This window comes from Labrys sp. LIt4, from assembly GCF_017813775.1.
Taxonomy (GTDB): domain Bacteria; phylum Pseudomonadota; class Alphaproteobacteria; order Rhizobiales; family Labraceae; genus Labrys; species Labrys okinawensis_A.
Genome location: NZ_JAGIPY010000013.1, coordinates 86,494 through 105,322 on the forward strand (window position 1 = coordinate 86,494; position 18,829 = coordinate 105,322).

The 18,829-nt window shown below is 64.1% G+C and carries 18 protein-coding genes and 2 pseudogenes; 11 read left to right on the forward strand and 9 right to left on the reverse strand.

Features of this window, described 5'->3' with window-relative positions; translation table 11 throughout:
- The first annotated feature begins 206 nt into the window (after positions 1-206).
- Entirely contained in the window at positions 207-1,118 is a 912-nt protein-coding gene (locus J8I29_RS22015; RefSeq protein ID WP_209433292.1) for a GntR family transcriptional regulator, read from the forward strand.
- Between the two features lie 110 nt (positions 1,119-1,228).
- Here the strand turns inward: J8I29_RS22015 and tuf are convergent, their stop codons facing one another.
- Complete coding sequence (tuf, locus tag J8I29_RS22020; protein ID WP_209433293.1) at positions 1,229-2,434, reverse strand: elongation factor Tu; 1,206 nt, start codon at positions 2,432-2,434, stop codon at positions 1,229-1,231.
- A 387-nt stretch (positions 2,435-2,821) separates the two neighbouring features.
- Here tuf and J8I29_RS22025 point away from each other — a divergent pair.
- Both J8I29_RS22025 and J8I29_RS22030 read left to right on the forward strand, forming a co-directional pair.
- Positions 2,822-3,166: pseudogene (locus tag J8I29_RS22025) on the forward strand (PIN domain-containing protein); the annotation flags it as partial.
- A gap of 176 nt (positions 3,167-3,342) precedes the next feature.
- Positions 3,343-3,744 carry a hypothetical protein gene (locus J8I29_RS22030; RefSeq protein WP_209433295.1) on the forward strand — a complete coding sequence of 134 codons (402 nt, stop codon included), beginning with the start codon at positions 3,343-3,345 and terminating at the stop codon, positions 3,742-3,744.
- 231 nt (positions 3,745-3,975) lie between these two features.
- Here J8I29_RS22030 and J8I29_RS22035 read toward each other — a convergent pair whose 3' ends face one another.
- Positions 3,976-5,835 carry a DEAD/DEAH box helicase gene (locus J8I29_RS22035; RefSeq protein WP_209433296.1) on the reverse strand — a complete coding sequence of 620 codons (1,860 nt, stop codon included), beginning with the start codon at positions 5,833-5,835 and terminating at the stop codon, positions 3,976-3,978.
- Positions 5,836-6,058: 223 nt separating this feature from the next.
- On the opposite strand from J8I29_RS22035, the gene J8I29_RS22040 reads away from it, so the two are divergent.
- Both J8I29_RS22040 and J8I29_RS22045 read left to right on the forward strand, forming a co-directional pair.
- Entirely contained in the window at positions 6,059-6,850 is a 792-nt protein-coding gene (locus J8I29_RS22040) for a hypothetical protein (RefSeq protein ID WP_209433297.1), read from the forward strand.
- Between the two features lie 274 nt (positions 6,851-7,124).
- Positions 7,125-7,721 carry a TetR/AcrR family transcriptional regulator gene (locus J8I29_RS22045; protein WP_209433298.1) on the forward strand — a complete coding sequence of 199 codons (597 nt, stop codon included), beginning with the start codon at positions 7,125-7,127 and terminating at the stop codon, positions 7,719-7,721.
- A gap of 8 nt (positions 7,722-7,729) precedes the next feature.
- Here the strand turns inward: J8I29_RS22045 and J8I29_RS22050 are convergent, their stop codons facing one another.
- A complete protein-coding gene (locus tag J8I29_RS22050; protein ID WP_209433299.1) occupies positions 7,730-8,365 on the reverse strand; it encodes a LysE family translocator in 636 nt (211 codons plus the stop codon).
- 118 nt (positions 8,366-8,483) lie between these two features.
- Here J8I29_RS22050 and J8I29_RS22055 point away from each other — a divergent pair, with 118 nt between their 5' ends.
- The 3 genes from J8I29_RS22055 to alkB all read left to right on the forward strand — a co-directional run bounded on the left by J8I29_RS22055 (position 8,484) and on the right by alkB (position 10,901).
- A complete protein-coding gene (locus J8I29_RS22055; RefSeq protein WP_209433300.1) occupies positions 8,484-9,182 on the forward strand; it encodes a YafY family protein in 699 nt (232 codons plus the stop codon).
- Positions 9,183-9,293: 111 nt separating this feature from the next.
- Positions 9,294-10,088 (forward strand): DUF72 domain-containing protein, encoded by a 795-nt coding sequence (locus J8I29_RS22060; protein WP_209433301.1) that lies wholly within the window; start codon positions 9,294-9,296, stop codon positions 10,086-10,088.
- A 174-nt stretch (positions 10,089-10,262) separates the two neighbouring features.
- Complete coding sequence (gene alkB / locus J8I29_RS22065; protein WP_105862575.1) at positions 10,263-10,901, forward strand: DNA oxidative demethylase AlkB; 639 nt, start codon at positions 10,263-10,265, stop codon at positions 10,899-10,901.
- 24 nt (positions 10,902-10,925) lie between these two features.
- Here the strand turns inward: alkB and J8I29_RS22070 are convergent, their stop codons facing one another.
- Entirely contained in the window at positions 10,926-11,852 is a 927-nt protein-coding gene (locus tag J8I29_RS22070) for a LysR family transcriptional regulator (RefSeq protein ID WP_105862194.1), read from the reverse strand.
- A 105-nt stretch (positions 11,853-11,957) separates the two neighbouring features.
- Here J8I29_RS22070 and J8I29_RS22075 point away from each other — a divergent pair.
- A pseudogene (locus J8I29_RS22075) lies at positions 11,958-12,698 on the forward strand (SDR family oxidoreductase).
- A 63-nt stretch (positions 12,699-12,761) separates the two neighbouring features.
- Here the strand turns inward: J8I29_RS22075 and J8I29_RS22080 are convergent.
- Entirely contained in the window at positions 12,762-14,018 is a 1,257-nt protein-coding gene (locus J8I29_RS22080) for an RNA polymerase sigma factor (protein ID WP_209433302.1), read from the reverse strand.
- Complete coding sequence (locus tag J8I29_RS22085; RefSeq protein WP_068291451.1) at positions 14,015-14,404, reverse strand: YciI family protein; 390 nt, start codon at positions 14,402-14,404, stop codon at positions 14,015-14,017. Before J8I29_RS22085 ends, J8I29_RS22080 begins: the two co-directional genes overlap by 4 nt.
- A 140-nt stretch (positions 14,405-14,544) precedes the next feature.
- On the opposite strand from J8I29_RS22085, the gene J8I29_RS22090 reads away from it, so the two are divergent.
- The gene (locus J8I29_RS22090) at positions 14,545-15,435 is read left to right on the forward strand and encodes an SEL1-like repeat protein (RefSeq protein WP_209433303.1); all 891 of its coding nucleotides are present in this window, start codon (positions 14,545-14,547) and stop codon (positions 15,433-15,435) included.
- A 143-nt stretch (positions 15,436-15,578) separates the two neighbouring features.
- On the opposite strand, the gene J8I29_RS22095 is transcribed toward J8I29_RS22090, so the two are convergent.
- Entirely contained in the window at positions 15,579-16,235 is a 657-nt protein-coding gene (locus J8I29_RS22095) for a TetR/AcrR family transcriptional regulator (RefSeq protein ID WP_209433304.1), read from the reverse strand.
- An 84-nt stretch (positions 16,236-16,319) separates the two neighbouring features.
- The gene (locus J8I29_RS22100; RefSeq protein WP_209433305.1) at positions 16,320-16,838 is read right to left on the reverse strand and encodes a DUF1176 domain-containing protein; all 519 of its coding nucleotides are present in this window, start codon (positions 16,836-16,838) and stop codon (positions 16,320-16,322) included.
- Positions 16,839-17,247: 409 nt separating this feature from the next.
- On the opposite strand from J8I29_RS22100, the gene J8I29_RS22105 reads away from it, so the two are divergent.
- On the forward strand, positions 17,248-17,598 hold the full coding sequence (locus J8I29_RS22105) for a hypothetical protein (protein WP_105862188.1): 351 nt from the start codon (positions 17,248-17,250) through the stop codon (positions 17,596-17,598).
- An 89-nt stretch (positions 17,599-17,687) separates the two neighbouring features.
- Here the strand turns inward: J8I29_RS22105 and ugpC are convergent, their stop codons facing one another.
- Complete coding sequence (gene ugpC, locus J8I29_RS22110) at positions 17,688-18,800, reverse strand: sn-glycerol-3-phosphate ABC transporter ATP-binding protein UgpC (protein WP_209433306.1); 1,113 nt, start codon at positions 18,798-18,800, stop codon at positions 17,688-17,690.
- Positions 18,801-18,829: the final 29 nt, after the last annotated feature.

An 18,829-nucleotide genomic window follows, 5' to 3' on the forward strand; every position in this document is an offset into this window, starting at 1 on the left:
GTTTCCTCGACACCCTTGTTGTATCGGTGTCTTTTATTTATAGAGGACACTAACATGCGTTATCGGGGGCGGCAAGGGCACAAAGCGTTGGGAGCTGGGAGTGATCCTTGCTGTTTGGTGGGCGGGTCCCCAGACCCGTTCCCTCGGGACTGTCGTGGTTCAGGGCTCGTCTGGGGACCAGCCCACCGCAATCCCGGGGGATGGCGATGCCGCGCCCGCGCAATGTCTCGATGAAGGCCACCAATCTGGCCCTCGATATCATGGCGAAGCTGCAGCCCGGCGCGCTGCTGCCGCCGGAGGCCGTCCTGGCGCGCGAAGTCGGCGTGAGCCGTACGGCAATGCGGTCTGCCCTCGAAGGCCTGGAGCAGGCCGGGCTGGTCCGGCGCGACGGCCGGCGCACCTTGCTGCACCGGTTGCCTGCCGTGTCGGACTATTTCGGCGTGGCTGAAACCGAGAGCCGTTCGGATCTGGTGGAGCGGCGCTTCCTCGAAATGGCCGTCGGCGGCGATCTGATGCCCGGACGCAATTTTTCGGAGGCCGAACTCGCGCGGGCTTTCGGCACCAGCACGGTGAGCGTGCGCGAATTCCTGATCGGCTTTTCGCGTTATGGCCTGGTGGAGAAGGCACCGCGCGGGGGCTGGCGGCTCTGCGCCTTCGACGCCTCCTTCGCGCGCGAGCTCGCGGCGACGCGGCGTACGTTCGAGATCGAGGCGATCCGGCTCTTCACGCAGCGGAGCACCGATGATCCTGTATGGCGGGAGATCGGCCGGCTGATCGAGGCGCATGAGGCGATGAGCCGGGGAGGGGACGAGGTGATCCGCCAGTTCCCGCAACTCGACCGTCGCTTTCACCGCTTCCTGGTGGACCAGCTCAACAACCGTTTCGTGGCGAGCTTCTACGACGTCGTGTCCTTCGTCTTCCATTATCATTATCAATGGCGCAAGGACGATGAGATCGAGCGCTATCGGACCGCGCTGGCGGAGCATCTGAGAATCCTCTCCGCCTTGAAATCCGGTGTGATCGAAGAAGCCCAGATGCGGCTCGAAGAGCATCTGCAAACCTCGGTGCGCACGCTGCTGGAATCGGCGATCGGGGCGGGTCAGGAGCGGGCCGGATGAGGCGCGGGTCCCTCCCCAGCTTCGTGAGGAGGGGACCCGTGCCCTATTCTGAAAAGCCGGAATAAGCCTTGAATGCGGAGGGCGGTCGCCCGCCCTCCGCTTTGCTGCCCTCAGTCGAGCAGCCGGTTGATCACGCCAGCCCCCACCGTGCGGTTGCCCTCGCGGATGGCGAAGCGCGTATTGGCTTCGAGCGCGATGGCTTGGTTGAGGGCAATGGTGAGCACGACGGTATCGCCGGGCATCACCATCTCGACGTCCGGCGGCAGTTCGATGCTGCCGGTGACGTTGGCCGTCCGGAAGAAGAACTGCGGCCGGTAATGGCCGAAGAAGGGCGTATGGCGCCCGCCTTCTTCCTTGCTGAGGACGTGAACCTCGGCTTCGAAGCGGGCATGCGGCTCCACCGTTCCGGGCTTGGCCAGGACCTGGCCGCGCCGGACCTCCTTGAGCTCGACACCGCGCAGCAGACAGCCGACATTCTCTCCGGCGAGACCCTGGTCCAGGATCTTCTGGAAGGTCTCGATGGAGGTGACCACCGTCTTGCGACGGGCGCCGAAGCCAACGAGTTCGACCTCGTCGCCAAGCCTGACCGCACCGCGCGCGATCAAGCCGGTGATCACCGTGCCCCTTCCGGAGATGGTGCGCACGCTCTCGATCGGCATCAGGAAGGGCCTGTCCTCTGCGCGCTCGGGCAGCTCGATCGTGCTGTCCAGCGCCTCGAAGAGCCGGAGGATCGCCTCATCCGCCAGTTCGCCCTTGATCCCGTTCAGGGCCTGCAGGGCGGAACCGCGAATGAAGGGCACCTTGTCGCCCTCATAGTTCTGCCGGCTCAAGAGTTCGCGGATCTCGAGTTCGACCAGGTCGATCAGTTCCGGATCCTCCACCGCATCGCACTTGTTGAGGAACACCACGATGCGTGGCACGCCGATCTGCCGCGCCAGCAGGATATGCTCGCGCGTCTGCGGCATGGGACCATCCAAGGCCGAAACCACCAGGATGGCGCCATCCATCTGCGCCGCGCCGGTGATCATGTTCTTCACATAATCGGCATGGCCGGGGCAGTCGACATGGGCGTAGTGGCGGTTCTCGGTCGAGAACTCCACATGCCCGGAGGCGATGGTGAGGATCTTCGAGGCATCGCGCGTGCCCTGCGCGGCAGAGGCGCGGGCCACGTCCTGATACGAGACGAAAGCTCCCCAGCCTCGGTCCGCCGAGACCTTGGTGAGCGCCGCGGTCAGCGTCGTCTTGCCATGGTCGACGTGGCCGATGGTGCCCACATTGCAATGGGGCTTCAACCGGGTGAACTTTTCCTTGGTCATGCTACACCTGTGGTCGGTCCTTTTACCGTTGGCTCTCACTGGAGGAGAAAACGGCTCAGGGCACCACGAGAGCCAAAAAAGTGCCCGGAACCGCTTTTGCGTCCGGGCTGGCTCGATCTCAGGTGATGTCGGTCCGGCCTAGGGCAAAGCGAATGCGGCCGAGGAATCGACGTTCCTCGGGATCATCAGCGAGATCGACGATGATGTCCGCATGGGTCCGGTGCCTTGGGGCGGGGAGACGAATAGGAAGGCGCAGATAGGCGCTTGGCGGAGGAAATGCAAGGAGGATTCAAGGAGGGCCATCGATGGATGTGAACCAGTGCCGGCAGCTGCCATCGTAATGGCAGAGTCGAGCGCCCTATATTCGGCTGAGGAAAAGGGGGGTAGGCATGGCTAGTTCGCTTCGACGCCGAACTCGCCTTGCCGACGGTGACGATTGCGGAGATTGCTTTCGGTATCCGTAAGATTCGGCCAGAAGAACGTTCCATACGATTGAAACAAGGCCTTTCGGGTTGGCGCCACCGTTTCGCGGACCGGATCTTCGGCCTTACCGAAGAAGCGACGCTCGCTTATGGCGAGATCATGGCCCATGCCGTCCATCAAGGGCGCCCAATGTCCGCTCCTGACGGCATGATCGCGGCGATCACACGCGTCAATGGCGGTCGCTTGGCTACCCGAAATCGGGCTGACTTCCAGACGACGGGACTCGAGTTGATCTCACCCTGGGATTTTGGGCGGGCAGACGCCGAAGTCGCGACGAGGCGGGAAGCGGCTTCTGCTCGCCAGACCGGGGACATTCTGAGCGCTTGGGTCGGCTGTCGCACCCGGAAGGCGAGGGGCTTCTGTGCCCTTGACCGATTATAAAAAGCCGCCATACCTAACCTCATTGCTATCCGATGAGGGGCGTCATGCGCGTTCTTTCTGCCGCGGGATATTTTCTTGCTCTAGGGACCGTCGCGGCGAATCTCGGAGGCTGTTCCACTCCGATCCGGACACTTCCGGGCACGGTAAAAAGTCTGCCCGTCGTCGTCGTCAGCCAGGGACTTGGGGGAACTTTGCATGGGTCTGTCCGCCTGGAGCAGACCCAAGGCTCTTATCTGGTGAGCAAAGGCAAATTTTCGTGCACGGGTTCATATGCCTTGTCGGGGGTGAGGGAGAGGATATACGTGCCGATCTTCTGCAGCGATGGCCGCAAGGGTACGGCGAGCGTTCATAACGATCCAAGCCTCATGAGCGGTACCGGTTCCTTTACCATGAGCGATGGCAGCACAGGCGAGTTCGCGTTTGGCAATGACGCCAAGAAGTTTTAATCGCACGACGCGATTGGCATATGATGAGAGCCTGGCCGCAAGTTGTGCCAGGCTCGAGATAGTGATGGTGTCACTATTTCATCGAGTATTGTTTTGAGATAGAGAAATTCTCGAGCCTTTACTCTTTCGGCGTCAACGTCGTCGGTTCCAGCGCGCACAAGTCACGCGCGCAACCGCTGCAGCTTCGAGGGAGGCCGCGCTTACGAGACGTCGTACCTTGCCTGTACGGCCTCAAGCTTCTCGCCCGCGCCTTCTACCCGGCTTTTCGTCAGCCCAGGGCTTCTTGGGACCCTTGCGGTGCGGCTTGGGTTCGTGTGCCGCTTCCTCGCCGCCCCGGTCGCGATAGGGCTGGATGCGAATGTTTTCTTCGTCGGGCTTGCGCACGTTGACGGCAAAATGCTCGGCAGCTTCCTTGGAGATCTCGACCACGGTCTCGTTGTCAAGGATCTTGATGTTGCCGATATCGCGGCGCTTGACGCCGCCGCGGCGGCACAGCATCGGCAACAGCCATTTCGGGTCGGCATTGTTGCGGCGGCCGATGCTCAACCGATAGAGAACCATGTCGTCGGCGGCGGGCGGCACCTCGTCGCGTTCGAAGCGCCCAGCCCGCTCGAAGCGCGGTGCCCGATCCGACTTGTCGAAGCGCGAGGTGCGCTCGCCCTTCTCGAAGCGGGGAGGCCTGTCGTCCCTCTCGAACCTGGCGGGACGGTCGTCCCGGTCGAAACGGGAAGATCTGCGGCCGTCGCGGCGATCGAAAGCGTCGCGACGCCCGAAGCTGTCGCCGGGATCGCTGACCTCCTCCGGCTCGGGCAGGCGCGACCGGTAGACGCGGGCAAGCGCGGCGGCGATGTCCTCGGCGCTGCGGTTTTCGAGCAGGAGCCTGGCGATGGCCAGGTCCTCCTCGCCGGGGGCCTCCGTCAGCAGCGGGTCTTCCAGCATGCGCTGCTGGTCGAGCGCGCGGATTTCGTCGGCGGTCGGCGGCCCCATCCACTGGGCCTTCACGCCGGCCTGGCTGAGCAGGATCTCGGCCTTGCGGCGGCGCGACATCGGCACCAGCAGGGCGCTGATCCCCTTGCGGCCGGCGCGTCCGGTACGGCCCGAGCGATGCTGCAGCTTCTCGGCGTCGGTGGGCAGGTCGGCATGGATGACCAGGCCGAGATTGGGCAGGTCGATGCCGCGCGCCGCCACGTCGGTCGCGACGCAGATCTGGGCATGGCCGTCGCGCAGGGCCTGCAGCGCCTGGTTGCGCTCGTGCTGGCCGAGCTCGCCCGAGAGCAGCACGGCCGAAAAGCCGCGCTCGCGCAGGGTGGCATGCAGATGGCGCACGGATTCGCGCGTATTGCAGAACACGATCGTGGTCGGGGAGGCGACGAGGCGGAGCAGATTGACGACAGCGTGCTCGATCTCCTTGGCGGAGACGCGGATGGCGCGGTATTCGATGTCGGCATGGCCGCGCTCGGCGGTCTTCACCTCGATGCGCAGCGCATCCTTCTGATAGGTGCGCGCGATGGCGACGATGCCCTTGGGCATGGTGGCCGAAAAGAGGAGGGTGCGGCGGTCGTCTGGGGTGGATTTGAGGATGAATTCCAGATCCTCGCGGAAGCCGAGGTCGAGCATCTCGTCGGCCTCGTCGAGCACCACGGCGCGCAGGGCCGAGAGATCGATGCCCTTGCGCTCGATGTGGTCGCGCAGGCGGCCGGGCGTGCCGACCACGATATGCGCGCCGTCTGCGAGCTGGCGGCGTTCCCGGCGGGGGTCCATGCCGCCGACGCAGGAAACCACGCGCCCACCGGCCTTCTGGTAGAGCCAGAGCAATTCACGCTCCACCTGGATGGCGAGTTCGCGGGTCGGCGCGATGATCAGCGCGAGCGGGGCATCGGCCTGTTCGAAGCGCTCGTCGTCGCCGAGCAGGCCGCGGGCGATGGCAACGCCATAGGCCACCGTCTTGCCCGAGCCGGTCTGGGCCGAAACGAGCAGGTCGCGGTCGGCGGCGTCGTCGGCCAGCACGGCGGACTGAACGGGGGTCAGTTCTTCATAATTACGATCGGTCAGAGCCTGGCGAAGGGCCGGGTTCAGGGAAGGAAGTGCCACGTGATAAACCTGTCAGATGAGGAAAACCGGTCATGTGAAATGCCGGGTCGGGGGCGGCGCGCCCACGGGAATAAAGTCCGCGCGCCAGCGTCCACTTCTGCAGGATTTCACTGATGAGGGAGCCCAATACAGCAAAGCGCCGGCAATTGCGAGGGCGATCACGCGATGCTGCTGCGCGTTTGCAACATGGCCGGGGTGTCGTCGGGATTGGTGACAGGACACCATGACGTTGCGCGATCGTCCGCTGGCGGCCAAATCTGCATTGCCAAACAGACGAGTGCTCATGCAAACATCAGCTGGGAGCGGCAGGGATAGTGAAGCGATGGAAGAATCTGCGACGGAGTGCGAACCCTTTTCCCGCTATTACGCTCGCTATTTGGTCGCCAAACGTGGCTACAGGCTGGGAGCCTTGCCCCAATCGGAGGAGTTGCTGCAACACTGCGACTATGTGCTGACCAGATCGGCCGGCAACCGTGTCTCTATTGCCGCGATCGTCAACTGCGACAGCGCGGAGGGCAAGATCTTTACCATGCCGGCGCAGAGCCTTGCCGGTCTTGCCCGGCATATCGCGGGCTCGCTGCCGGCCTCCGCAAAACTCGCAATCACGATCTATGAGATCGGCTCCCGTGCGATTGGCCGAACAGACAAGTCCCGTCTCTCCGGCCATAAGAGTCGTGGCAAGGGCTATGCCACCAGGGCAATCGCCGTCGACGTTTCGAAACGTCGCGCTTGGCCCTTATCTCTGTTCGGGCGTCGTTTCGGCGCTGCCGGGCAGATGGAGAAGATCCTCCATGCACCGCGGTTGTCAGCGGCGGAATTGTCAGCGCCAGAACGGGCGGCCAAATTGAGAAGGCAGGTCTTTGTCTGGATACTGATGGCTCTGCTGGCGGCGATTTTCATCGTTGAGCAGGTCTTCGCCTTCGGTGAGACGGGAAAGCCGGCCATACCGACCGTCGAGACCCTTCAGGTTCTGGGAGGCCTCGGCCATCCGATGGTGGTAGGGGAGGTCGCATGATGCCCGGCGATAACGGGCCTTAGCCGGATCGTCCGAGAATAAGCGCGCTGTCATTCCCGGCCGAGCTTGTCGTGAGCGAAGCGAGAGAGGCCGAGGTATCCTCACAAGCTTTGCTTGTGAGTGGAATCCAGGGCTAAAGACAGTATTTACGGCCCCTGGATCCCCTTCCCGCCGCCTGCGGCGCCGCCGGGGACGACAATCGATCGGAGCGCCTGCTCTTGTGCGGTGCAACAAAATTATTGACAAGTCTGTCCGAAACAGTGTTTCTGGTGACATGGCAAGACCGAGAGAATTCGATCGTGACGAGGCGCTCAAGCGCGCCACCGCCGTGTTCTGGGCCAAGGGCTTCGAGGCGGCGTCTACCGACAATCTGCTTGCGGCGATGAAGATTGGCCGCCAGAGCCTCTACGACACCTTCGGCGACAAGCGCCGCCTCTATCTGGAAGCGCTCGGGCGTTATCAGGCGGTCAATCTTGCCAACCAGCTCGCGCAACTGGACGCGGAAGCATCGCCGCTCGCCGGAATCCGCCGGATGCTGCTGGCCGTGGCGGAGGCCGACCCGTCCTTCCGGGCACTCGGCTGCATGAATGTCGGCGCGATCGTCGAGTTCGGCCGGAACGACGAAGAAATCGCCGCCATGCTCGCCGAGAGCGAGGCCGCGCTCGATGCGGCGCTGGAAGGTAGCCTGCGCAAGGCCAAGGCGGAGGGCGAGATCGGTACGGCCACGGATATCAGGGGGGCGGCCCGCTTCATTCAGGCGACGCTGCGCGGCCTCAAGGTCAGCGGCAAGGCTGGCGCGGATACGCAAAGTCTGCGCCAGACCGTGGAGTTCGCTCTCGCCGCATTGACGAAGGATGCGCGCCGGAGCTGAGGCGGCGCTCACGGGCTGGCGAGCCTATAGACAAGGCCGAAGGCCGCAACGGCCACCAGCAGCAGTCCTGCCCCGCGCCCGGCCCAGATGGTGAGGGCGGGGCTCGATGTCAGGGCATCACGACCGCGCGCGGCCATCAGGGCCAGCCCACCATAGACGGCAAACTGCACCAGCACCGTCATCAGGCCCATTGCCACAGCCTGGGGCCAGAGCGGCCCGAAACTCGGGCTGAGGAATTGCGGGTAGACCGCCAGCACGAACAGCCAGGCCTTGGGATTGAGCAGGCACGTGGTCAGCCCTTGGCCGAAGATGCGCGCCAGCGCGGCCGCGCGGCCGGTTTCGACCTCGCCGACGACAATGGAGCTGCGCAGCAGCCGGATGCCGATCCAGATCATATAGGCCGAGCCGGTCAGGATCATGGCGGTGGCGAGGGCGGGAACCAGCCGGCTGAGGGCAGCGACCGCGACCGTGCCGAACACAGTGTGGCAGATGCCGCCGGCCATGATGCCCGTGGTCGCGGCAAGGCCTGCGCGCCGTCCGCCCGTCAAGGCATTGGCGAGCACGAAGTGCATATCCATGCCAGGCACGATGATGATGCCGGCAAGCAGGATGAGGAAGATCCAGAGATTTTCAGTATAGGTCATGTCAGTTGCCAGGCGGAGGTGAACGTGTTCGGGGACACCTTTGCCGCTTTTTCAAGGAGTTGGCTGCCTCTATAGAGGGGAGCAACTGACAAGGATGTGTCAGTTGTGAAGGGGCACCATGCGCAAGGCGGCACGTCTGTTCGAGATCATCCAGATCCTCAGGCTGGCGAGGAAACCGGTTACCGCAGCCGCCATCGCGGGGACCCTGGAAGTCACCATGCGTTCGATCTATCGCGACATCGCCGCGCTGCAGGCCATGCGGGTGCCGATCGAGGGGGAACGGGGCATCGGCTATGTCCTGCGCTCGGGCTTCGACCTGCCGCCTTTGATGTTCTCGATCGAGGAGACCGAGGCGGTGATGCTGGGTCTCGCCCTGATCGAACGCGCCGGCGATCCCGAACTGACACAGGCCTCGCGGCGAGCCGGTGCGAAACTGGCGGGTGCGGTGCCCCAGCCCCTGCGCCAGCTGTTCTCCTCGCGCACGCTGCATGCCTGGGGCGATATCGCGCCGACGCCTGAGCGCATCGACCTCGGCCTGGTTCGCCGGGCGATCCGGGACGAGGAAAAGCTCGATCTCGGCTATCGCGACGAACAGGGACGGCAGACGCAGCGGACGATCCGCCCGCTCGCCCTGATCTATTATTCGCAGGCCTTCGTCCTGGTGGCGTGGTGCGAACTGCGGCAGGCGATCCGCAACTTCCGCGCCGACCGCGCCTTGTCCTTGAAACCGACCGGGCACTATTTTCGTCATGAGGGAGACCGCTTGCGCGAATTATGGATCTCTGGCTGGCAGACCAACCCGGGACAGACGGGATAGGGTGCCTGGAGCGCGGGCTGGAAGTCCGCGCTCCCCGGCAAGAGGTTTCGGGTTGCCGGACTCAGCGTGCTATGGTCGGTTGGCGACCGAGAACAAATCGGGAGAATTCGCATGACTGGCCAAATCCGCGTCGGCATCGGCGGCTGGACCTTCGAGCCGTGGCGCGGCAGCTTCTATCCCGCCGACCTGACCCAGAAGCGGGAACTGGAATATGCCAGCCGCCAGGTGACCGCGATCGAGATCAACGGCACCTATTATGGTTCGCAGAAGCCGGAGAGCTTCGCCAAATGGCATGCGGAGACGCCGGATGATTTCGTCTTTGCGATGAAGGCGAACCGCTTCGCCACCAACAAGAAAGTGCTGTCGGACGCCGGAAAATCGATCGATATGTTCATCGGCAGCGGCATCGTCGAATTGAAGAAGAAGCTCGGGCCGATCAACTGGCAGTTCATGCCGACCAAGAAGTTCGATCCGGCCGATTTCGAAGGCTTCCTGAAGCTCCTGCCCAAGAGCCATGAAGGCCATGCCTTGCGCCATGTCGTCGAAGTCCGGCACGACAGCTTCAAGGTGCCCGAATTCATCGAGCTGGTGCGCGCCTACGATGTCGGCATCGTCCTGACCGACAAAGCGGATTTCCCGCATATCCACGATGTCACGGCCCCCTTTGTCTACGCGCGTTTACAGGCGGCGAAAGAGAACGAGGAACTCGGCTATTCCGCGGCCGCGCTGGACAAATGGGCCGAGCGGGCCAAGGCCTGGGCCAAGGGTGGCGAGCCTGCCGACCTCGACAAGACCTCCGGCAAGAAACCGCCTCAGGCTGCCGGTCGCGACGTCTTCGTCTTCATGATCAACGGCTTCAAGCCCAAGGCGCCCACCGCGGCCAAGGCCTTGATCGAGCGGCTGTAATACCAGAGCACGAAAATACTGCTCATGCAGCGTCGATGCCGCGAGCGACATCTTTGTGGGCGGGTCCCCAGACCCGCCCACCCGTATAAGCGCCGTCATCGAAAGACGGCGAAGGGATTACTGGCGCTGCCGTTGGGTCACATAGGCGCCCAGATTATGGGCCAGAACACGCGGATGACGGATCTTTTCAGCTTCGACCAACCCAACCGCCTCGATATCGCCGAGGGCGCCGTGCTGCTTGGCGGCCGTGCCCTCGCCGGCGAGGAAGCATTGCTTGCCGCTCTCGATACCGTGGTGGCCGGAGCCCCTTTCCGCCATATGGTAACGCCCGGCGGCTTCACCATGTCGGTCGCGATGACCAATTGCGGACGGGCCGGCTGGGTGACCGACAGGCGCGGCTATCGCTACACGGCGGAAGATCCCGAGACGGGTCAGCCCTGGCCTGAGATGCCCGGGGCCTTCGCCGCCCTTGCGCATGAGGCTGCGGCGGAGGCCGGCTTTGCCGGTTTCGAGCCGGATGCCTGCCTGATCAATCGCTATGAGCCCGGCGCCAAGATGTCGCTGCATCAGGACAAGGACGAGCGCGATTTCAGCAAGCCCATCGTCTCGGTCTCGCTCGGCCTGCCCGCCATTTTTCAATTCGGAGGCCTGTCACGCAGCGATAAACCGAGCAAGGTGCCGCTGCAGCATGGCGACGTGATGGTATGGGGTGGCCCCTCGCGACTGGCCTATCACGGCATCCTGCCGCTGAAGGAAGGCCAGCATCCCCGCCTGGGGCGCAATCGCATCAATCTGACGTTCCGCAAGACCTGATGGAGAAGGGCAGGCGCTATCATCTCACGCCGGCCCCGGCGAGCGGGAAATTATCCCGGCATCGGCCCATGCGGCGAAGCTTCTTGCCACCCAGTCGATGAAGACGCGAACCCGCGGCGAGAGCTGGCGGTTCTGTGGGTAGAGCAGCGAGACGGGCGTCGGCGTCGGCGGGTGGGCCGGCAGCACTTCGATCAGCCTGCCATCGGCGAAATAGGGCAGGAGATGGTAGCGCGGCACCTGGATGAGCCCCAACCCCGCCAGCGCCCCTCCGAACAGGGCTTCCGATCCGGTGACGGTCAGCGCGGTGGGCAGGCTGACGTGGCGTATGGCGCCGTCCACCTGAAATTCGAGCGGCATGACGCTTCCCGTCGCCGAGGAAACGAAGCCGACCATGCGATGGCCTTCGAGGTCGTCCGGCGTGGCCGGCACGCCGTGGCGGGCAAGATAGGCCGGGCTTGCACAAGTGGCCTCGGCAAGCATGGCGACCCGGCGGGCCACCATCGAGCTGTCCTGGAGATCGCCGGCGCGGATTACGCAATCGATGCCTTCGCGCACGAGATCGACCAGCCGGTCACCCTCGCCGATATGGAGCTGCAGGCCCGGATAGCGTCCCAGGAAATCGGCGAGCCCCGGCAGCAGGAAATGCCGGGCGAGCGTGCCATGCACGTCGATACGCAGCAATCCGCGGGGCTGGGCATCGCCGAAAGCCGCTTCTGCATCCTCGATATCGGCAAGAATGGCGAGGCAGCGATGATAATAGGCCTCGCCGTCCAGCGTCGGGCTGACGACGCGGGTGGTGCGCTGGAGCAGGCGGACGCCAAGGCGTGCCTCCAACTGACGGATCGCTTCGGTCACGGTCGAGCGCGGCAGGCCGAGATCCTGAGCTGCCTGCGTGAAACTGCGGCGCTCGACGATGCGGGTGAAAAGCCGGATGGCGTCGAAACGATCCATTGTTCGTTATCTCTGAATAGTCATGCCTAATCTTACACAATTATCCAAGACGGCAGATGGGGGATAGTGCCTTTCGGCGATCAACTTCACGTCACGGAGAACAAAATGACCTTGAATGGCAGCAAAGTCGCCCTCGTCACTGGCGCCTCGCGCGGTATCGGCGCCGCCATCGCCTGACGCCTTGCCCATGACGGCTTTTCGGTCGTCGTCAACTATGCCGGCAATACCGAGCGGGCGGAGGCATTGGCGCGCGAGATCGAGAGCGCGGGAGGCCGGGCGCTGGCGGTTCAGGCCGATGTCAGCGATCCCGCGGCCGTCGCCCATATGTTCGAGGCGGTGCAGGCGGCTTTCGGCGGGGTGGACGTCCTGGTCAATAATGCCGGCATCATCGCCCTGTCGCTCCTCGCCGAGACCGAGGATGAGGGCTTCGACCGGTTGGTGGCCGTCAATCTCAAGGGCAGCTTCAACACCATGCGCGAGGCGGCACGGCGCTTGCGTCCGGGCGGACGCATCATCAACTTCTCCTCGAGCGTCGTCGGACTGCGCCAACCGAGCTATGGCATCTATGCCGCGACCAAGGCCGGCATCGAGGCCTTGACCGGCGTGCTGGCGAAGGAGTTGCGCGGGTGTGGCATCACCGTCAACGCCATCGCGCCGGGACCGACCGCAACCGATCTCTTCCTCACCGGCAAATCCGAGGACCTGATCGAGCACTATACCCGCATGGCGCCGCTCGAGCGGCTCGGCACCCCGGAGGATATCGCCGCGGCGGTCGCCTTCCTGGCCGGCCCGGACGGCGGCTGGATCAACGGCCAGACCTTGCGGGCCAATGGCGGACTGATCTGAGGCTACTTCCGCGAATGTGGGAGCCTTGACGGGGATAACGGGCAGGCATGGCCTCCCATCGTGTCATGCCTGCGCCGCGGCGTCCTTCATCAGCCTGTCCAGATGCTGGCGGATATGATTGGCTTCGGCCGCCGTGCTGGCGAGGGCGATAGCCTGGTCGAAGGCTCGATGAGCCTCCTTGCCTCGGCCGAGCTTCAGCAGCAACCCGCCTTTGAGGCCATGGAAGTAGAAATAGCCGGAGAGGCGGGCTTCCAGGGGTTCGATCATCGCCAGCGCGGCCTCGGGGCCCTGCGTCTTGGAAACGGCCACCGCCCGGTTGAGGGTGACCACGGGCGAGGGCTGGATTTCCTCCAGCAGCGCATAGAGGAAATCGATCTGGCGCCAATTGGTGTCTTCGGGGGTCGCTGCCCTGGCATGCACGGCGGCGAGAGCAGCCTGCAACTGATAGCTTCCCGGGCTGCCGTGGCGGGCAGCCTTGTCGATCAGGGCGAGGCCCTCGGCGATCATCTGGCTGTTCCACAAGCGCCGGTCCTGGTCCTCCAGCAGCACCAACTGCCCCTCGGCATCGAAGCGAGCCGGCGAGCGCGCATGCTGGAGCAGCATCAGTGCGGCCAGCCCCATGATCTCCGGTTCGGTCTGGAACAGGCGCAGCAGCAGGCGGGCGAGGCGGATGGCCTCGTCGCAGAGCTGGGCCCGGCTACCATCGTCCTCGGCGCCGGCCGAATAGCCCTCGTTGAAGATGAGATAGACCATGGCGGCCACGGCGCCGAGCCGCTCCGAACGCTCCACCGCGCCCGGTGCTTCGAAGGGCACGTCGGCATTGGCGATGCGCGCCTTGGCCCTGGTGATGCGCTGTTCCATCGCCGCTTCGCCGACCAGAAAGGCGCGGGCGATCTGCTTGACGCTGAGTCCGCAGACGATGCGCAGAGCCAGGGCGATCTGCTGGGTGCCGGGCAGATCAGGGTGGCAGCAGATGAAGAGCAGGCGCAGGATGTCGTCGCGATAATGCTGGCCGTCGAGGCGTTCGGCGAGCTCGGCTTCCGCATCGCCGAGATCGGAAATCTGGTCCTCGTCCGGCAGGGCTTCCTGCTTCTTCTCGCGGCGCTTGGCGTCGATGCCGGAATTGCGACCGGCAAAGATCAGCCAGGCGGCGGGATCACGCGGCGGGCCGTTTTTCGGCCAGCTCTTCAGCGCGCGCAAACAGGCTTCCTGATAGGCTTCCTCGGCGGTGTCGAGGTCGCGAAAATAACGCAGCAGCGCTCCCATGGCCTGTGGGCGGGCAGAGGCGAGAGCGCTGTTGATCCAGGCCGCATCCGTCATGTTGCATGCGCCTTCTGTCCGAGTACCCCGGGCTGGAAGATCGAAAGCGGGCGGATCTCATAAGAGCCGATGCTGGGATTGGCCTTGGCGAGATCACGGGCGATATCGAGCGCTTCCTCGAGATTTTCGCAGTCGACCACATAGAAGCCGAGCAATTGCTCTTTGGTCTCGGCGAAGGGGCCGTCGATCACCAGGGGATCGCCGCCGGTCTTGCGCAGGGTGGTGGCAGCGGTTGTCGGCAGCAGCCGCACCACTGGGCCGAGCTTGCCGGCCGCGGCGACCTTTTCATGCACTTTCTGCAGGCGCGCCATCACGGCATCGTCCTCTTCCTTGGTCCAGGCGCCGACGACATCTTCGTAATTGTAGCAAAGGATCGTATATCGCATTGTCTGCTTCCTCTCGTGCCAAGGACGAACGAACCAACAGGTATCCGACATAGGGGCATGGGACAATTCATACTCTTCCGGCGGTTGCGGGAGGAGAAGTCGGGCAACCCGTGCGCGAACGCACCGATCGTGATGGAGCCATGGCTCAGATTGCAGTCTCGATGCCGCAGGGAGCCAGGATGATGTCGCCGGAATCAGGGCAGGATTGGAAGCATTGCGCGGCCACCTTGGCCGCTATTTTATTCCTGGCGTTTGCGCCGGCCCTGCCCGCAAAGGCCGGGGATGCGCCTGGCACGGATCTGCGTGCGCAGGCCCTCGAACTCTATCCCGCCGACGATATCAGCAGCGCCGACAGGGACGGTGCCTATGATGTTCCAGCAGGTGCCAAATCCGAGAAGGCCTATCAGGCCCGCAAATTGCTCACGCAGGCTTCGGCGGGAGGCGACAAGACCGCCGACAGGCTGCTCGCGCAGATGCTCGAAGCCGGGGCCGGCGGGCGGCGGGACCGAGCCGCCGCGCGCATCCATTATGCCCGATCCGGCAACAGAGCAGCGCTGTGGCGCCTCGGCCTCCTGCTTCTCGACGGCAAGGGCGGTCCGCGCAACCTGCCCTTGGCGCGGATGCTGTTCAAGCAATCGGACGACAAGGGGCAAATCGATGCCAGCTACGAGTATGCGCGCATGGTGGAACTCGGTCTCGGGGGCCCCAAGGACCCCGCCGAGGCGCGTGCGATCTATGAAAAGACGCTGAAGTGGTGCCATGGCGACATCGCCGACCGCTACGCCCGGCTGTTGGACGCCGGTCTCGGCGGACCGCCAGACCCAAAGCGCGCCGGCGAACTGCAGCTCAAGGCCGTTTCCTGCCACAACCGGTATTTCGAAATACCTGCGATCCTGGCAAGGCCCTTGAGCCTGCACCGCGAGACCATCCGACAGGTGCAGAGGCAGATGAAAGCGGATGGCGACTATGATGGTGCCATCACCGGCCGGGTCGATGCCGCGACCCGCCGGGCCCTGCGCAAGTTGCTGTAGCCGTTTTCACGCGGTGGCCCTCAGCTTCGAGCCATTGCCCCTCGTTTTCGGTTGTCGGGACGCATCGAGCGGACCAGAGGAAGGCTAGAGCCAGTTATCCCGAGCTCATTTGTATAAACGCAACTGCAGTGTGAGAGCCCGTCTCAAAATCCCAGGCTGAGCTGCTGGGGCTTGTCCGTCTTCTTGGCCGGCTTGTCGTCGATCAGGGGCTTGAGCATCTGGGCCAGCCGCTTGGCCAGCGCCGACGGATCGGCCTCGGCCAGGGCGGAACTGGCGATCACGTCGCGCATCAGGGCGACGCCTGCGATCAGGGCGAGGAACAAGGCGGCGCGTTCCGGCCGATCCTTGCCGGCCAAGCCGGCGGCAAGCGGGCGTTCCAATTGCGCCGTGACGGTCTCGCGCAGGATTTCGGCGGCCCTGGGGTTGGAAGCCGAATGCAGCATCAGCCGGAACGGATCGACACCGGAGCTCTCGCCGGGAGGGTTGGCCACCATCGCCTGCGCCACGCGGTCGGCAAGGGTAGCGGCATCGCCTTCGAACAGGCTGGCATCGGCGCAGGCGATCTTGGCCGCCTCGGCGAACATCTCCTCCTTCGAACCGAAATAGCGGTTGACCAGGATGGCGGTGACGCCGGCTTCTCCCGCGATTTCGCGCAGGCCGACGCCGTCATAGCCCGCGCGCGAGAAGGCGACCAGGGCCGACTGCAGAATGGCTTCGCGCGTCGCCGCCGCATTGCGAGGGCGCTTGGCCTGGGGCGCCGGGCTCGATCGGGAGGGAGAGGGGGCTTTCTTCCTAGCCATGCCGGCGCCTGCGATGAATTCGGGGCCGCAGGAGTATACGTGCGTAGAGGCGGGCGCAAGGTTTCCCCTCCCGCGATCCACCGTTCATGTCGCAGGCCCGGCGGGCAGAGCATTCCTTCCCAGCCGCTCCTCCATGTAGAGCCAGGCGGCAGTGGCGCCGGCCAACGAGACATTCACCGCCAGGCTGCCATCCGCTGCCTGCAATTGCAGGGAGTGGTGCTGCCGCAGGGCCTGGAGCAGGTTCGACGTTTCGTCGACCGCGAGGGTGGCCTCGACCAGCCCGCCATCTTCCTCGGGTTCCGAGAATATGATCGGGCGGGCGAGGGAGGCGATGGGTTTACCATCCGCCAGAAGGACATGAGGCCGGCCGGCCAGGCCGCCGGTCGGATCGGCCACCGCAAAGCGGAGTTCCACCGGCGCCGACGTCTCGAAACTGCGGTGGATGCCGAGATAGCCCCTCGCATCCGGGTCGCCTGCGGCCAAGCCGATGGCCCGGCATTGGCGGCTCGCGTCGCAATTCACCTGCCAGTCCTTGAAGGTCTCGGCCGTGGCCGAACCCGCCAGCAGGGCAGTCGTGAGGAAGGCGATCGAAAGACGGCGCATGGGAGCGTTTCCTGTTGCGATGACACTCCCGGCATCATGCTGGCCGAGGCCTGCGTCCGGGAACGGCCATGCCCGGTCATTGCCGGCCTTTTTGGGTCTGGGCTCGGCGGCGATGTGCGGATTTGTCCGGTGGAAGCAACGACTCAAGACGGCCGAACTTCAAGCTCGGCTGCTGGGCCGGAAAATGCCCAGATGACGGATTTATGCAACTCTGCCCGAATTATGACTGGTTTGCTCAATTTTTACGCGATGAAATCCAGGTAAATGAATAAAATTTAAAAGATGAATCGATTTCTATACCTAGGTTGTGACGCGGATGCGCGCTATAGTTTTTTCCACTGCCTTGACGGAACCATATGTGCCTCGCCGCGTTCAATCGAGCGGGAGCCAGAAACGATAGGGTGGAGCCATGAAAGAAAGCCGTGCCGCCGTCTTCTCGGCCGAGGAGCTGGAATTCCTGCGCACGCAGGCCGATGACTATGGCTGGTATGTGTGGACGGAGGAGACCCGTCCGATGATCGAAAGCCTTTGTGCCCGCCGATTGATGGCGGCCAATGGCGATTTCAAAGTGGTGCCCAAGGACGGGCAACACCGCGCGAATCTTGAGGGACATGCGCCTCGGGCCGCTGATGCGATACTGCGCTATTATGAATTGATCGGCGCTGGCCGCATCGCCTTCCATATGGAGCAGCACCCGCGCCCCGCCGTCACCGCGACCCCGCTTACCGAATTGCGTGGCAGCCACGCGCTTCATGGCTGAGCGATAGGGTAGGACTATGCAGAGGCTGCGGACGTTTTGCGCCGTCCGTAGCGTCTTTTTGTGTTTTTTCGCCTTGCAGCCCCAGCCGTTCAGGCGACATTTGCGGCCAGGCGCGGCAAGGCCGTGCCGTCCGGCCCGAACACATGGGCTGAATCGCGATCGATCCGCAATCGGACTTCGCTGTGAGCTCGCACGGGGTTCTTGCCGTCGGTCTGCACCACCAATGTCTGCCCGTCGGCGATGGCCGTATGAAACACGGTCAGCCCGCCCAGATGCTCGACGATGCTGGTCGTCCCGGCAATGGCTTCGCCGGCGCTGTCGGCTCCATTCAGCAGCGTGATATGTTCGGGCCGGATGCCGAAGGTGACCTCGGAACCGATTTTCAGGCCAGTGGCCGCGAAGGGCAGGGCGATGCGCCTGTCCCCCGGCAAGGAGAGGCTCAGGCCCCTCGGGTCGATTTCGACGATGCGGGCCGGCAGCGTATTCATGCGCGGCGAGCCGATGAAGCCGGCCACGAACAGGTTGCGGGGGTGATTATAAAGCTCGAGCGGCGCGCCGATCTGCTCGATCCGACCACCATTGAGCACCACGATCTTGTCCGCCATGGTCATGGCTTCGACCTGGTCGTGGGTGACGTAGATCATTGTCGCCTGAAGCTGTTCGTGCAGGCGCATCAACTCGATGCGCATCTGTACGCGCAAGGCGGCGTCGAGATTGGAAAGCGGTTCGTCGAACAGGAAGACCTTGGGATTGCGCACGATGGCGCGGCCGATGGCGACGCGCTGGCGCTGACCGCCGGAAAGCTCCTTGGGCCGGCGCTGCAGCAGCGGGCCGAGTTGGAGGATCTCGGCGGCTGCCTGTACCTTGGCGGCGCGCTCGGCCTTCGGCACACCCTCGATCCTTAGGGCAAAGCCCATATTGTCGGCAATGGTCATGTGGGGATAGAGCGCATAGCTCTGAAACACCATGGCGAGGCCCCGCTTGGCCGGCGCCACGTCGTTGGAAAGGCGCCCGTCGATAAGGAGGTCGCCGCCGCTGATCTTCTCCAGCCCCGCGATCATGCGCAGCAAGGTCGACTTGCCGCAGCCGGAGGGGCCGACGAAGACCACGAATTCGCGGTCCTCGACCTCGAGGTCGACGCCCTTGATGACCTCGACGGCGCCATAGGACTTGCGCAATCCCTTGAGATTGACGGTGGCCATCGTGGCGTTCTCCTTTGCGGGTTTCGTGC

Bases quoted from the DNA above. Each gene is read 5' to 3' on its own strand.
- J8I29_RS22015 (WP_209433292.1), top strand. From the start codon at position 207: ATGCCGCGCCCGCGCAATGTCTCGATGAAGGCCACCAATCTGGCCCTC.
- tuf (WP_209433293.1), bottom strand. From the start codon at position 2,434: ATGACCAAGGAAAAGTTCACCCGGTTGAAGCCCCATTGCAATGTGGGC.
- J8I29_RS22030 (WP_209433295.1), top strand. From the start codon at position 3,343: ATGCGCGTTCTTTCTGCCGCGGGATATTTTCTTGCTCTAGGGACCGTC.
- J8I29_RS22040 (WP_209433297.1), top strand. From the start codon at position 6,059: ATGACGTTGCGCGATCGTCCGCTGGCGGCCAAATCTGCATTGCCAAAC.
- J8I29_RS22045 (WP_209433298.1), top strand. From the start codon at position 7,125: ATGGCAAGACCGAGAGAATTCGATCGTGACGAGGCGCTCAAGCGCGCC.
- J8I29_RS22050 (WP_209433299.1), bottom strand. From the start codon at position 8,365: ATGACCTATACTGAAAATCTCTGGATCTTCCTCATCCTGCTTGCCGGC.
- J8I29_RS22055 (WP_209433300.1), top strand. From the start codon at position 8,484: ATGCGCAAGGCGGCACGTCTGTTCGAGATCATCCAGATCCTCAGGCTG.
- J8I29_RS22060 (WP_209433301.1), top strand. From the start codon at position 9,294: ATGACTGGCCAAATCCGCGTCGGCATCGGCGGCTGGACCTTCGAGCCG.
- alkB (WP_105862575.1), top strand. From the start codon at position 10,263: ATGACGGATCTTTTCAGCTTCGACCAACCCAACCGCCTCGATATCGCC.
- J8I29_RS22070 (WP_105862194.1), bottom strand. From the start codon at position 11,852: ATGGATCGTTTCGACGCCATCCGGCTTTTCACCCGCATCGTCGAGCGC.
- J8I29_RS22080 (WP_209433302.1), bottom strand. From the start codon at position 14,018: ATGACGGATGCGGCCTGGATCAACAGCGCTCTCGCCTCTGCCCGCCCA.
- J8I29_RS22085 (WP_068291451.1), bottom strand. From the start codon at position 14,404: ATGCGATATACGATCCTTTGCTACAATTACGAAGATGTCGTCGGCGCC.
- J8I29_RS22090 (WP_209433303.1), top strand. From the start codon at position 14,545: ATGGCTCAGATTGCAGTCTCGATGCCGCAGGGAGCCAGGATGATGTCG.
- J8I29_RS22095 (WP_209433304.1), bottom strand. From the start codon at position 16,235: ATGGCTAGGAAGAAAGCCCCCTCTCCCTCCCGATCGAGCCCGGCGCCC.
- J8I29_RS22100 (WP_209433305.1), bottom strand. From the start codon at position 16,838: ATGCGCCGTCTTTCGATCGCCTTCCTCACGACTGCCCTGCTGGCGGGT.
- J8I29_RS22105 (WP_105862188.1), top strand. From the start codon at position 17,248: ATGAAAGAAAGCCGTGCCGCCGTCTTCTCGGCCGAGGAGCTGGAATTC.
- ugpC (WP_209433306.1), bottom strand. From the start codon at position 18,800: ATGGCCACCGTCAATCTCAAGGGATTGCGCAAGTCCTATGGCGCCGTC.